Genomic DNA, 14,661 nt, shown 5'->3' on the forward strand with positions numbered 1-14,661 from the left:
TCATGATTTTAGAATAAACACCGGTAAATTTTCCTTCGTAGCATGTGCGATATGGTTAGTTTCCATTTCAATGGCATGTTCCATAATCGTATCCATACCGGATACTTGTTGAACCTTTTGGGTTAAAGGAGTATGCAAACTAAAACTTCCATCACGGAAATAATAAAATTCCCTCGTATCGGGATGAATGGCTACCAAATGCACCCACTCATTGATATACCATTCATATATTTCCGGTGCAATCTGACTTGCTTTCAAGACCACCTCGGGATAATGCTCCACAATTATCATCAAACGCACCGGATCGTGCACTTCTATCATCTGCAACGGTAAGCCTGGACGCAAGTCACCATCACTGCTGTTGGCCACACCGAAGAGTCCCATCACATTATGAGGCAATTTGGTTCCGGCACCAATCTTATAGTTGTCGACTCTTGAAAAATAATACTCCAGGTTAATACCACCACATACAAGGCCGAGAGGACGCATGACATTTGGAAGAATTTTTCCTTCAGGGTCCGTACGATAATCATAAGAATTCAAAAAGGCACGTCTGTCGAGAAAGAGACCACTTGTCAGCGATCGGGGACCAACGATACAAAGTGTATTGGTACCATGACCCAGTTCCGGCCGGGGTTCAAAAAGTGATACGGATCTCTCGTGAATGGCCTTTCGAATTTTTTGAATACTCATCCCGGAATCGATAGAAGCAAACCGACGGGAGCGCTCTTTGGCATTCAGATCGAGAGCTTGTTCAAAAGCTTCCTTAAATTGGAGATGGAATGATGCATTCTCGTCGTTCAACAACTGCTCATCATAGTACTCCATTCTATCAGCAGCCGTATCGTGCATCGCCCCTATAAACATCGTAGTGGAAGGAATTGAAATCCCTTTTTCTTCCAATTGAGTGCGAACTTTAGGATGATTGGCCATTGCAGCGAAAACGCGGGCATTTACGGAACCGGGGCGGCCACTGCATGCACCACAGTCATGAGCTCCGTGATGAGGATTGTTTGCGCTACTGGATCCATGTGCAACAACATATACAAGAGGAGCAAAATTCTTCACCAGACCCATGCCACGGAGCTGTGCTTCCACACGCGTGGTCATCTCATCAACAGTGAAACCAATCTGCAAATTATTTTCCTTATGCGAAATGTCTTTGTTTTCTATTGTCAACGATGCTTTACTATTCATATGCGCAAAAGCATTTGAAATGGCGGGACTCATCCCGGGTCGGAAAAGATGTTGTATTAATCTTCCACCTGCCATAAAGCCCAATGTTAAACTCGACAGAAAACCATAAACGGGATGATGGGCCTTATCGGAATACAATAACTCATGTTTTCGATCCTTAGCTGCACCAAATTCTTTTATCAAATATTTTGGAGTTACGGGAGCCGGACAAAGTTTTTCGTAGAATTTTCCATTCTCCGGTTGAAAAAAGAACTCCACTCCAAAAAAACCGGGAGCACCTAAAGTTTCACAATCGGGAACAACATTTTCAATATGTCTTCTCAACGAACACTCCCGTTCGTCAATACAAAAAATAGCCTGGAAACTTTTTTCAGTGATCTTATTTGTAGTTGGAGGAGAAGCCCCCTTCATTCCGGCCAGCACCTCATCATAATAACTCCACTCAAAAGCCTGTTGCCATAAGGTGAGTACTTCATTCAAATCATTTGAAGGGATGTCTTCAAAAAGCGATAATGGTTTTTCTTCTACTCGATTTGTGAGTGGCTGAAAACGTTGACCAAGATGATAATGCAATACATCCAATTCCAGCAACAATTCAAACAGAATCAGGTCATGCAAGGAAATCACCCTTTTATCCAACAATGCAGATGGGTTACTTTCAATAGCCGCAATTATTCCTGACCAACCCTGATGACTGAACTGCTGATCGAATAAATACTGATCAAAATAGGATTCTTCTCCCACCACCAGCGTTAGCAAACCTTTGATATCACTTTCTCCTTTCAGCAATAAATTACGGACGAACTTCGTCTTAAAAAAACTAACTCCTCCCTCCTGCTCCAGCTTTTTTAACGCAGCAAAAAATCCTCTTTCATCTATTGGAAACTTCCAGGTTGAAATTCCCTGATCGAGATAACTGCATAGTACCCGAAATAGAATGGGTTGAACATGACCATCGAGATCTATATTAAACTTACTTTTCCAATTCGATCGCAAGCGACCAATCCTTGGTGTATAGGAAGTCTCAAAATGACCGGACAACATTCTTAATTTCCATGCTTTGAGATGCTCCCTGCCTTTTGAAGTGGAGATGATATCATCAAGTACAATTTCTTTGATTCGTCCGTTTTTATATAACTGACGAAACTCTTCCAATTGCAGAGTTACCTGATAGCCAAAGATAGATCCCGCTTTAAATAGTGCAGGAAAGAACTTAAGGTGCTGAAATGCATGTAACGAATTGTGATGAATAAAATCCTTTAAAGCAGATTGCGCAGGGAGATAATGCTTCAGATCATGAAGAATTTTATGCTCATCAAACTTTCTTACAAAGCGTTTTGGGGTAGATTCAACAATGGAAATAGTTCCATCCGCTGCTATGGATGGCATTACCTCCTCTCTGTCTTCCCTGCTATGATTAAATTCGCTCATGAATATTTCAGATTAAATAAAACTATGTACTCACATTTTCCTGAATCGTATTGAAATTAGCGATCCAGGTATCTTCCAGAAAGTCCACTTGTCCGGTCTCCAGATTGTGAACAGCACCGATGATGGCTATTTCACCCTTTTCAATTAACTGTTCCAGTATATAACTTCGATTCACGATGGATTGCACTGACCTTTTCACATTCAGACCAGTCACATTTCGTACAAAGACAGCGTTCGATGAATTTCTTTTATCGGGTTGAGTGGTGAGTGTTTCCTGATAGACGGCAGGTTGGATCTTCGATAAAAGTTCTGTCAGGTTGCCCATTTCCAAATGATCACAAGCGCCTTTTATCGCTCCGCAATTTGAATGACCCAATACTACAATCAGCTTTGACCCGGCTACCTTACAAGCGAACTCCAGGCTTCCGATAATATCTGTATTCACAACATTTCCTGCAATCCGGATGGAGAATATATCACCCAATCCCTGATCGAAGATCAATTCTGCAGAGGTGCGGCTATCAATGCAACTTAATATCGCAGCAAATGGCCATTGACCTTCACGGGTATCATTGGCCTGCTGGAGTAAGTTTCTATTTACTTTTAAATTATTAATAAATCGTTCATTACCTTCTTTCAGGTATTCAAGAGCTTTTTCGGGAGTGATAGTTGACTGAGATGCCAACGAATGTGCTTTCATTTTATTTATGTTCAATTTACATTTATTTTGACGTTACATGTTGAATGGCATTTTCCATCCGGTACTCTTCTTTAAATCCTTTCAGCGTTACAGTTATATTTTTTTCCTTCGAGGTGACCATAATGAAATCACGAATTAATTGCACAACATCATGATCAATGTAAAACGTATCTGTTGCATCAAGAAGCAACTTACTATTTTCCGGCAAATGACTTAAAGTCTGCTTTATCGCTGCTTTATTCAAAAAAGAAACTTCCTGTGCGAGATGAATAACAATTAACTCCCCCTCCTGATAATCTTCCTTCTTGAAGAAATAGGCCAGCTTCAAATTGGCGCGCAAGATGAAAAAGACGGAGACCACCAGTCCGATGGCAACACCTTTTAGAAGGTCGGTGAGTACCACGGCAACCACAGTTATAATGAAAGGAATAAACTGATACTTTCCTGTAGTCCACATATGTTTAAAAACAGCTGGACTTGCCAATTTATAACCGATCATCAACAGAATTGCTGCAAGACAGGCAAGTGGAATCTTATTAAGTATAAACGGTATTGTAATCACAGCAAGTAGTAAAAACACGCCATGTGTGATAGTTGCTATTTTAGTTCTTCCTCCCGAATTAATATTGGCGGATGTTCTGACGATCACTGATGTCATCGGTAAGCCACCTATAAGACCACTCAGAATATTTCCCGTACCTTGTGCCACTAACTCTTTATTCGTATTGGTATACCTTTTTAAAGGATCCATTTTATCGGAGGCCTCAATACATAATAACGTCTCAATACTTGCGACAACAGCAATGGTAATTGCAACAATCCATACATTAATATTTGCAAAGGCCGTGTAGTCCGGAAAAGTAAATTGACCAAGAAAACTATCAAATGAATCGGCCACCGGTAAATTCACCAAATGCTCCTGAGAAATAGCCAGAGTTGAACCGGATGACTTAAACAACTCGTTCAGTATAACACCTACTACGACTGCCACTAAAGCCCCGGGAACAACCTTGATCTTTTTCAAAAAATCAAGTTTATTAAATGCAATCAATATCGCCAGGGATACCAACGTTATAATGATAGCCCCGGGATGAGAATAATTGATAGCATCAACAATTGCAGAAAAGGTATTGTGTCCTGTTCCTGTTTCAATAAAAAAGAAATCCCCCTCGTTATCCACATCATAACCGATGGCATGAGGCAGTTGTTTCAATATGATGATTACGCCAATTGCGGTCAGCATTCCTTCAATTACATTCGAGGGAAAATAATTCGATATCGTTCCTGCTTTCGCCAAACCGAGTAGAATCTGGATTCCACCTGCTAAAACCACCGCAAGCAAGAATGTTTCATACGATCCCAAACTCATAATTGCAGCAAGAACGATGGCTGTTAGTCCGGCAGCAGGACCTGAAACACTCAGTTGAGACCCACTCATGACCCCGACTATAATACCTCCGATTACACCGGAAATGATCCCGGCAAATAAAGGTGCGCCACTAGCCAAGGCAATTCCCAGACATAATGGAAGTGCTACGAGAAAGACCACTAATCCGGCCTGAATGTCAGTTTTAATGTAAGAGGAATAAGACTTCATAATTTTTTTTACTTGTACTTTGATTTTAATTGGATTAGAGTTGAATACTATGAATTAACATCGTAATCATCAGCGTTAGACATCAGATCGGAACACGTACTGAATTTACTTGTTAAAGTAAAAGGTGATTCAGACTAAAGATTACAGGATTGTTGAAGGCAACTCTGAAATTGGTAAACCATCCGGAACTTTCGGAGTTGTTTACTCATTACAGTCTAAAAAACTGCAAAGCAACAGTATTAAGCTTCGGGAGGCACTTCCAGCATCGTCCGATGCAACTCAGAAATAAAAAAGGCAAGATGAAAAAAACGAATTGATTTATAAAAGACGGAAGATCCTTCATCATAAAAGGTGCGAATATGCTTAAATGACTTTTCTTCCTTTTCCTTTTCACTTCCTTCTTTAGCAGTCTCATCCGTGTTTTCGCCGGCTTCATTCATTTCAATGGCAGCAACACCCTGATTTTCATCAAGTATTGGCGTTGACAAATTCACTGAGAACAGCAATAGAAGGAAGAAGGAGATGAAGATTTTCACAAATAATTTGGTATAGGCAAAGGTAGCACTATTTGCAAAACTTATGAGCACAATTAAGAAAGAAAGTGAAAAACACTTCCATGACACACAAAAAATCACCCTGCCAAAATCATCTTTAACAAACTGTCTAATAAATATTTACTTGAATTAGACCCAATTAAAAGGCCATCTTTCAACCAAAACAACTTCACCTGTCTGATTAGAAACCGACATCATGCTATTTTATTTTCTGCTATTCATGAATGGAAAAAGCAGGATTCGGATGCCACCCTTTTACCACCAATTAACAGTATAAATCAATTTCCATCATTTTCAATTAATGATCCCGGTCATTTTATTTTTTCCATCTTGCTTTACCTTTGGTAGAACACAAATTACATAGATTAAGTAAAAACAATGAATAATTTTAAAACATCTGCCAAACTCATTCTACTCTCACTTTTCATTTTTCAGCAATTCGGATATTCCCAATGCAACCTGACAAATGCAACAGGGTGTTCCTGTGAGAACGGAAGTACAACCTGTGATTTATTACCTGATATCACCATTTCATGGTATGCGCTGGAAACATATCAAAATGGTCCAACGGAATATTCACAGACAGGTAATGGTGCAAACAATGGCAAACTCCGTATCACAAGTTCAACACCAAACATTGGATATGGGCCATTGACAGTCAGATCAGAAGATTCTATTGGTAATAAAACTATTATTTGCGGAACAGATACATTTACGGTACCGGGAGGAACTGTTTTTAACTGCCCGAATGGTGAAACTCCAAAACAAATTCTAAGGCAGTTAATTTATCAAAAAAACGGTAACACTATGAGCTATCGGGAGCATTTTACGCCTCCGATGACCTATTCGAACAGCAGTATGTATGTGGATGACTGGGGTATATTTTCGCTGCGAATGGCGCTTCCTAACGACCCGAATCCCCGCAACTGGCCTATCGTTGGTTCCGGAAAAAAGAGAGCATTTTGCCTGATGGATTATGGATCATGTAGTACCTATAATGACCATTGCCGCGACACAAATACTATTTATCAGGGAGGTAACGCACTGGTTAATTCCAATTTTCCTAACTGGGGACTTGGGAATGGCTATAATTGCGGACCAACCGAGCAAGGGATATCTTCCGGCTATACAGATATCTACAGTGAAAATCTGGATGGCATGTGGATAACGATCCCTCCAAATACCTGTAACGGGAATTATTGGATTTATTATGAAGTCGATCCTCATAATTATTTCGAAGAAAGTAACGAAAATAACAACTTCACTTTGATTCCTTTTACACTCGCTTTACAAAGTGCACCGGGAAATCCTGCGGCCACCATTCAAAGCACGCAAGTTCCTTTACTTTGCGGGAATGATTCCATCACCTTAACTGCGAATGCAGGTTATGATTTTCTTTGGTCTACCGGGGCCACAACTCAATCTATTAAAGTACCGGCGGGGATTTATACGGTAACAGTCACCAATTACTGTGGCACTGCAACTTCTGTACCTTATACGATTGCGGCAGCACCGGCACCTGTTGCACCTCTCGTTAACGGGGATACCATTTGTCTGGGAGACAGTGCCCACTTAACTTCAAGCGGGACCAATATCAGCTGGTATGATACAAATGACAGTCTAGTTGGTACCGGAAATACATTTTCAACGCCACCTTTAGGTGTCAGTACAAATTATTTTGCGCAGGATATAATGATAACCTCCGGAAATATCATTTTCGGCGGCAAAACAGACAGTTCAGGGAGTGGAGGCTTTTACACCGGCTCGCAATCACTGATCTTTTCAACCTATCAACCCATCCTGATAAAATCTGTAAAAGTATATTCCAACACTGCAGGTGCCAGAAATGTAGCTGTTTATACTAGCACAGGGCAACTTGTGCAATCCGGTTCGTTTCAAATCCCGGTAGGTGAATACAGAATTCCATTAAATTTCTAAATACCTGTTGGAGCCGATTTCAGAATTACAATAAATGGTACCCCGAATTTGTGGAGAAATAATAATGGTGTAGTGTACCCCTATGTAATTACTGACACCCTTTCGATTACCGGTTCGACCGCCGGGTCCAATTTATACTACTATTTTTACGATTGGGAAGTTGAAGTAGGTCATAGCGAATGCAAGAGTCCGAAATCCATGGCCACAGCACAAGTTGAGGTTTGCACCGGAATAGCCTATACCAATGCGAACAATCTTATTCATGTCTATCCAAATCCCGCTAAAAACAATTTTACCATTGAGTTGACTCCAACTGAAAATGATCAAGATGCAAGAGTCCTGATTTATGATATGACCGGAAGAGAAATCTTTTCATCAGAACTTATACTCAATTACGGACAACGATCAATGAAAGTGATAAATACACGTGACTTGAAAAATGGCACCTTCCTTATTAAAATAAAAATAGGCGACAACTTATTTTACAGAAGAATTGTTATTGTGAAATAAACGTCATTTTTCATGTGGAATTATGAAGCGATGAATCGCTTTAAAAAGTGATCGGATGGATCCACAATTAAGAGTTGAAGCACTAAAGAAACCGGATTACAGCCATTGGAGGGTAATTTGTTTGAGTCTAGTGTATTTGTTAATGGGGATTCATATTGCTCATTGGAAAATTGCCGGAAGAACCCTTGCTCCTTTAGAACTCAACGAAGTTCTTTATACCTTACATCTTGGTATCATTACAGCAGGATTTATCTTCATGGGTGTTGCTTTACTTTCTATAGTGATTGCAGGCAGATTCTTTTGTTCGTGGATGTGCCATATATTGGCTTTACAAGATCTGAGTGAATGGATACTAAAGAAATTAAAAATTAAACCCAAACATATTCGTTCAAGATATCTATACCTGATCCCATTTATCTGCTTCGGCTACCTCTTTCTTTTACCTCAGATTCAACGAATATACTTTCATCAACCGCTTGCAATATGGCGAATTCAAAGCGATAGTGAAGGATGGGCTTCTTTCATTACAAATGATTTCTGGAGAAATCTTCCAGGTTTTGGAATTACGATGCTCACCTTTTTTACGTGTGGTTTTGGGATCATTTATTTCCTTGGTTCAAGAAGCTTTTGCCAGTATGTATGTCCTTATGGCGCACTTTTCGCGATGACGGATAGAATCGCTCCGGGTAAAATAAAACTTACAGGTGATTGCAATCAATGTGGTAAATGCACGGCTGTTTGCAGTTCGCATATTAAAGTTCACAAAGAAATACTACATTTTGGAAAAGTTGTAGATCACAACTGCTTAAAAGATCTTGATTGTGTGCAGGTATGTCCAAATGATGCAATTCATTTTGGCTTTACGAAACCAACAGGTTTTAGCTCTCTGAATGCCATCCCTTCAGAAAAAAAACAGTTTGACTTCACTTTAAAAGAAGATATAGCGCTGGTATTGCTGTTTTTACTTTACGTGCCCATCTATTTTGGCCTTTACGATTCGGTTGCATTTCTTCTGGCCGCAACCGTATCCGTAATCTTATCGTTTTTAACGATTCTTGCCTATCGGATGACTTCATTAAGTTTTATTCGAACAGGAAAAATTATCCTGAAAAAAGATGATAAAATCACAATCTATGGTAAATACTTTTTAGCCATATTCGTAATGCTGTTGCTATTCACGTGTCACAGTGTAACCATTCGTTATCATCAACTGACAGGTGAGCACTTTTATCATCAGGTTGCTAACATTGAAAGCAATTCATCCCCTGAGCTTGGTAAACAGGAAACGCAGGACCAGGTCAACACTGCCCTGCATCACCTCAGCTTCATTTACCAATGGGGCTGCTACCGGCCTGCACCATTATTGCGTCAACTTTCGGCTCTTGCCATTTACCAAAATGATTACAAACAAGCCGTGGTCTATCTTGAAAAAATGACTAAACTGGTGCCGCAAGATCTCGAAGCCCGGATCCGGCTGGCAAAGATTTACGTAAAACAAAATAATGCGGAGGAAGCCTTTCCTCTACTTCGTTCGTTAGCTAACGAAGACGTACATACGAATCATGACAAAATAATAAAAAGTGAAGCGCTGGTTGTTCTTGGTCATCTGGAAGAAAACAGTGGATTCCCTGCTGAAGCATTGTTACATTACAAGAAAGCCATTGAATACCATAAAGACAATAAAGAAGCATGGCTGGCCGGAGGGGTATTGCTTACTAAAGCCGGACAACGGAAAGAAGGAGAAATGTATTTGTTAAAAGCTTCAATGTATTATCCCGCATCTCCACTCATAGAAAATAACCTTGCGTTGATTTATATGCAGGAAAAGTCCAATGACAAAGCCAGATATCATCTCGAAAAATTATTGGCATTGCAACCGGGAAACCCTCAGGCTACTTATAACCTGGCTATGCTCAAACTATCATCGGGAGAACTGAATGAAGCGGTGTTGGAATTAAAGCAATTAATCAGGAATTACCCGGAACATAAAAATGCGCAAGAAGCTTTGGAATTTATTAAGAAAAAGCAATATACAATCTCTGACAATGAGCATCTATAAATCAAAACATAATTATTTAGACAGCTTCTATTCGCGAAATTTAAAGTTTTTGTCAATTTCCCTTTGGATTTTACTAATTACAAACACCGCATTGTCGCAAAACCCGGACACCAGCACCTGGTTTGCCCCTGAAAGTGCCGCTTCAATCATTAATCCACATCAGGCGACGCTTGAAGACATAAAAGCCGGTAAAAAAATCTTTGAAAAAGTTTGCTGGAATTGCCATGGAACTGATGGTAAAGGTAATGGTCCGTCAGCGGTAGATATAAAAACGAAGCCAGCGGATCTGACATCGACGAAAGTTCAAAAACAAACAGATGGGGCTATTTTTTGGAAAATAACCAATGGCAGATCTGACATGTCCGCCTACGGTGAATTGCTTTCATCCAAACAACGCTGGTTGCTGGTATGCTATATCAGACAATTCGGGAACCAACAACTAATTCCATCTGAAAATGAAAATTAATATCAGTATACTTACAATTCTTGTCGTACTTTTTTTAGCGCAATCTTCATATGCACAACCGGATCCTCCCCAACGACCCCTCGCAGGAACTTTCAGAAACACGATATTAATTAATTCTGCATCAACGACAATTGTACCACGCAAAAGTTTTGAATTTCATATCAGGCATCGATTTGGACTCATCGAACCGGACAGAACAGTTATTACGAACTTTCTTGGCATGGACGGTACTTCGAATATACAATTCAGCTTCGCTTTCCCATTGGGAAATAAAACGATGATAGGTGTTGGCCGGACCAGGAACGACAAAACGTATAATTTGAATTTCAAAAGAGTACTTCTTTCACAAACAGAAGACAATAAAATACCTTTCACCGTCGCCTTATACACTAATTTCGATATCAAAACCAACAGCTTCGCTAAAATATCTTCTAACGCATACTTTTCGGATGGTGTTACTCCATTTAAGAATAAATTCAATCATCGGATCAGCTATTTTACACAATTAATATTTTCAAAAAAAATTCAAAATTTAATCTCACTGCAACTTTCACCGGCTTTCATCTATCAGAATCTGGCTGAATATAATCAAGATAACTACAGCTATGCACTACCCGTCAGTTGTGCTGTTAAAACCGGATTCTATTCATCGATCATCATTGAATATGCCTATTTAGTAAATTACACCACTGAAAATAATTTACATCCACTTTCTATTGCTATGGAATTTGGAACTGCGGGCCACGTTTTTCAGGTAATAGCAACCACAAGTCAGGCTTTAACAGAACCCGAATTGTACACCTCAACGCCAACAGCATATACAAAAGGAAATTTCCTGCTTGGGTTCAACTTAAGAAGAACATTCCGTTTGAAAAACAAGAAAAATATTGAACACACCCGCATAAAATAACTATAATCAACAGTTAATTATACATGAAATTCTACGGAAAAACAGTAACCTATATCGCACTAATAACCATACTCATTTTAACATCTTGCGAAAAGGATAAGGGGCCGATTATTATCCGACCGGAAATTCCATATGACTCAACGGTATACATGATCAGCTACAGCGGATATATACAACCGTTATTTAATGAAAATTGTGTTGGTTGTCATAACGCAGCACACCCATTTCTGAACTTGCACGCGTCCGTTTCCTACAGCGAATTAGTTTATAACGGTGAAAATGCTCCCTATGTCGACAATATTGATCCCGAGAATTCCCTATTAATTCAACGCTTAAGAGGTGTGGAATGGCCGATAATGCCTCCGAACCCTCCTCATGTAAGCGAAGCTGACATAGATTCCATAAAACTATGGATGTCTCAAGGTTATTTTGATAACTAAGAATGCTAATTTTTATTTCTGTTCATTTCACCGGAATATTATTCAAAATTTCTAAAACATATTTCCAATATTTCTGAACAGAAGAAACGGACACCCTTTCGTCAGGAGAATGAGCTCCCAAGATAGTCGGACCAAATGATATCATATCCATGCCCGGATAATTTGCGCCCAGAATACCGCATTCCAATCCGGCATGACAAGCAACTACTTCAGGTTTTTGCTGATGCAGCCGCTCATAGATATCAACAAGCACTTTCAGTATCGGCGAATCCACATTCGGTGTCCACCCGGGTAGGAGCCCGAATAATTGACAGCACATCCTCCCAATTCAAAAGCAGAACGTAAGGCATCTGCAAGATCCATCTTGGAACTTTCCACCGAAGAGCGTGTCAAACAAGCAATCATTATTTCCCCCTTGCCTACAGCGACTTTTGCGACATTATTGGAAGTCTCAACCAGATCTTTGATATCTGCACTCATTCTATAAACGCCGTTGTGAGCGGTATATATTGAACGAATGATTTTTTCCTGTGCTTCAAATTCCATTACCTGCGCAGGTAGTTCAGACTTTTTTAATTCAATTTCCATCCCCGGTTCCATCGTTTTTAATTCCGACTTAATAAACTTTGCCTGTTCCTGAATATGTTTCTCAAAAGCAGTATCCAGTCCATTCCCAACGATAACCCGGGCTACACTTTCTCTGGGAATAGCATTCCGCAGACTACCACCGCTTAAGTCTCCTATTCTGAGGCCATACTTCTGTCCGCAAGCATATAGCAAGCGATTCATTATTTTATTGGCATTTCCCAAACCTTTGTGTATGTCCATCCCCGAATGCCCTCCGTTTAACCCTCTAACGCTAAGGGTATACCCTATTGACCCGGCAGGAACAGTATCCTCGCGATACTTCCCGGAAGCAGTCACGTCTATTCCTCCTGCACAGCCGATATCAATTTCATGATCGTTCTCGGTATCAAGATTGAGGAGAATTTCTCCTCTAAGAATCCCTCCCTTCAAACCAAGTGCCCCCGTCATCCCGGTTTCTTCATCAATGGTGAATAATGCGTCGATTGCAGGATGAGGGATATCCTTACTTTCAAGAATCGCCATAATCGTTGCCACACCGATACCATTATCCGCGCCTAGCGTTGTACCCTTTGCCCGCACCCAGTCACCGTCAATGAACATCCTGATGCCCTCCTTATCGAAATCAAAAATGGTATCATTGTTCTTCTGGTGAACCATGTCAAGATGGGATTGCAGTACGATGGTCTTGCGGTTTTCCATACCGGGAGTTGCCGGTTTACGGATGATGACATTGCGGATATCATCTTCAAAAGTTTCGAGACCGAGCCGGGTACCGAAATCCTTTATAAATTGGATGACCCGTTCTTCTTTTTTAGAGGGACGGGGGACGGCGTTGAGGTCCGAGAAATTCTTCCAGATGGGCTGGGGCTCGAGATGGCGGATATCGGTGGACATACTAAAATTCTTTTCACAAATCTAATTTTTTCTTTAGAATAAAACCTGATTTGAACGCGAATGACGCGGATTTTTATGATTTTCGCTGATATTATTCCAATGATTTGAAGATGGCACAGAAAATAAGATCGAAGTATAGTGGGGTGTTGGAGATAAATTATGTGAATGGGAAGAAGGTACTGGACAGTAAAAACACCAGTTATTCTTATGGCAATTTGCAAAAAGTATGGGATAAGGTATTGCAGAAAATTAAGATGACCGGTGCAGAGCGAACATTAATTCTGGGTATGGGCGGTGGATCTTCCATTGCTTTACTAAGAGACAAATACAGGCATACCGGAAAAATTGTGGCCATAGAACTGGATCCTGTCATTATTGAAATAGCCGATACCGAATTTGGAATTCGTCCGGGAAGAGATTTGCAAATTGAATGTGTGGATGCCGCGGAATACGTGATGAGAAAAACAAGAAAGTTCGATTTAATTTTAATCGATTTATTTATTGATGATAAAGTGCCGGGAAAATTTTTATCGAGAGAATTCTGGAAAGCCATTGCCGGAAAAACGGCTGAGAAAGGGAAAATTATTTTTAATGCTTTTGAAGATGAAAATAAGCTGGCTGTCATTCGGGAAGAGCTGGAATCCGCAGGATTGGCCGTGCAATTCTTCCCAAAAATCAATGGTTCCAACATGATGGTATACGGCGAACGAAAATCAAATGATGAAAGGAATTCGTAAAATACATCATATCGCTATCATCTGTTCCGATTATGAGCGGTCGAAGAAATTCTATACTGAAGTACTCGGCCTGGAAATCATTCGCGAGCTTTATCGTACAGCACGTAATTCCCATAAACTCGATCTGGCATTAAATGGTGAATACATCATTGAACTCTTCTCATTTCCCGATCCGCCACCTCGCTTAAGCAGACCGGAAGCATGTGGATTGAGACACCTGAGTTTTGAAGTAGAGAATCTGGATGAGATGATAGCGCGTTTGAATAATTTGCAAATCCCCACCGAACCCATTCGAACAGATGACTTCACCGGAAAACGTTTCACCTTTTTTCAGGATCCGGACCAGTTGCCAGTAGAGCTGTATGAGGGCGAATTCAATTGATGAATTAATGAGTTTAGGAGTTTATAAATGTTTTGGAATGAGTTGAAGTGTTGTTTAGCGTTATGAGAAATCTTGAAAGCCTTAATTTCATGCTAAATATCATCAATCCTCTGGAACATCTCAGTGAAACCTGGTAAAAGTGAACTTTGTGACTCTATACTTACCTGAAGGTTCAATCAGTAGGTTTAAAATCATCTTCTTTATCAGAAACAATCAAATTACTTATTTTCCGAAACAAATTTACCTCAAAAATATTTT

Annotated in this window: 12 protein-coding genes and 1 pseudogene; 8 read left to right on the forward strand and 5 right to left on the reverse strand. The window is 40.1% G+C overall.

Going from position 1 to position 14,661, the window contains the following annotated elements; all coding sequences use genetic code 11:
* From IPJ86_00915 to IPJ86_00930, 4 genes are all read right to left on the reverse strand, one after another.
* The gene (locus IPJ86_00915) at window positions 1-2,586 is read right to left on the reverse strand and encodes a DUF2309 domain-containing protein (protein MBK7885897.1); all 2,586 of its coding nucleotides are present in this window, start codon (window positions 2,584-2,586) and stop codon (window positions 1-3) included.
* Window positions 2,587-2,650: 64 nt separating this feature from the next.
* The gene (locus IPJ86_00920; GenBank protein ID MBK7885898.1) at window positions 2,651-3,328 is read right to left on the reverse strand and encodes a carbonic anhydrase; all 678 of its coding nucleotides are present in this window, start codon (window positions 3,326-3,328) and stop codon (window positions 2,651-2,653) included.
* Between the two features lie 22 nt (window positions 3,329-3,350).
* Complete coding sequence (locus tag IPJ86_00925) at window positions 3,351-4,925, reverse strand: SulP family inorganic anion transporter (GenBank protein ID MBK7885899.1); 1,575 nt, start codon at window positions 4,923-4,925, stop codon at window positions 3,351-3,353.
* A gap of 239 nt (window positions 4,926-5,164) precedes the next feature.
* Window positions 5,165-5,512, reverse strand: coding sequence for a hypothetical protein (locus tag IPJ86_00930; protein ID MBK7885900.1), 348 nt, complete (start codon window positions 5,510-5,512; stop codon window positions 5,165-5,167).
* Window positions 5,513-5,857: 345 nt separating this feature from the next.
* On the opposite strand from IPJ86_00930, the gene IPJ86_00935 reads away from it, so the two are divergent.
* Genes IPJ86_00935 through IPJ86_00960 form a run of 6 tightly spaced genes read left to right on the forward strand, consistent with a single transcriptional unit; the run spans window position 5,858 to window position 11,802 of the window.
* Entirely contained in the window at window positions 5,858-7,417 is a 1,560-nt protein-coding gene (locus IPJ86_00935) for a hypothetical protein (protein ID MBK7885901.1), read from the forward strand.
* A 48-nt stretch (window positions 7,418-7,465) separates the two neighbouring features.
* Window positions 7,466-7,927, forward strand: coding sequence for a T9SS type A sorting domain-containing protein (locus IPJ86_00940; GenBank protein ID MBK7885902.1), 462 nt, complete (start codon window positions 7,466-7,468; stop codon window positions 7,925-7,927).
* A gap of 55 nt (window positions 7,928-7,982) precedes the next feature.
* Entirely contained in the window at window positions 7,983-9,986 is a 2,004-nt protein-coding gene (locus IPJ86_00945) for a tetratricopeptide repeat protein (protein MBK7885903.1), read from the forward strand.
* 49 nt (window positions 9,987-10,035) lie between these two features.
* Complete coding sequence (locus IPJ86_00950; GenBank protein MBK7885904.1) at window positions 10,036-10,452, forward strand: cytochrome c; 417 nt, start codon at window positions 10,036-10,038, stop codon at window positions 10,450-10,452.
* The gene (locus IPJ86_00955) at window positions 10,442-11,362 is read left to right on the forward strand and encodes a hypothetical protein (GenBank protein ID MBK7885905.1); all 921 of its coding nucleotides are present in this window, start codon (window positions 10,442-10,444) and stop codon (window positions 11,360-11,362) included. The genes IPJ86_00950 and IPJ86_00955 overlap by 11 nt, the downstream gene beginning before the upstream one ends.
* Before the next feature lie 23 nt (window positions 11,363-11,385).
* Window positions 11,386-11,802 carry a hypothetical protein gene (locus IPJ86_00960; GenBank protein MBK7885906.1) on the forward strand — a complete coding sequence of 139 codons (417 nt, stop codon included), beginning with the start codon at window positions 11,386-11,388 and terminating at the stop codon, window positions 11,800-11,802.
* Between the two features lie 22 nt (window positions 11,803-11,824).
* Here the strand turns inward: IPJ86_00960 and IPJ86_00965 are convergent.
* A pseudogene (locus IPJ86_00965) lies at window positions 11,825-13,284 on the reverse strand (aminoacyl-histidine dipeptidase).
* A gap of 110 nt (window positions 13,285-13,394) precedes the next feature.
* Here IPJ86_00965 and IPJ86_00970 point away from each other — a divergent pair.
* On the forward strand, window positions 13,395-14,021 hold the full coding sequence (locus IPJ86_00970; GenBank protein MBK7885907.1) for a fused MFS/spermidine synthase: 627 nt from the start codon (window positions 13,395-13,397) through the stop codon (window positions 14,019-14,021).
* Window positions 14,005-14,403: a VOC family protein gene (locus tag IPJ86_00975; protein MBK7885908.1), complete on the forward strand. Its 399-nt coding sequence runs from the start codon at window positions 14,005-14,007 to the stop codon at window positions 14,401-14,403. Before IPJ86_00970 ends, IPJ86_00975 begins: the two co-directional genes overlap by 17 nt.
* Window positions 14,404-14,661: the final 258 nt, after the last annotated feature.

The sequence above is a fragment of the Bacteroidota bacterium genome, from assembly GCA_016713925.1.
Classification (GTDB): domain Bacteria; phylum Bacteroidota; class Bacteroidia; order AKYH767-A; family OLB10; genus JAJTFW01.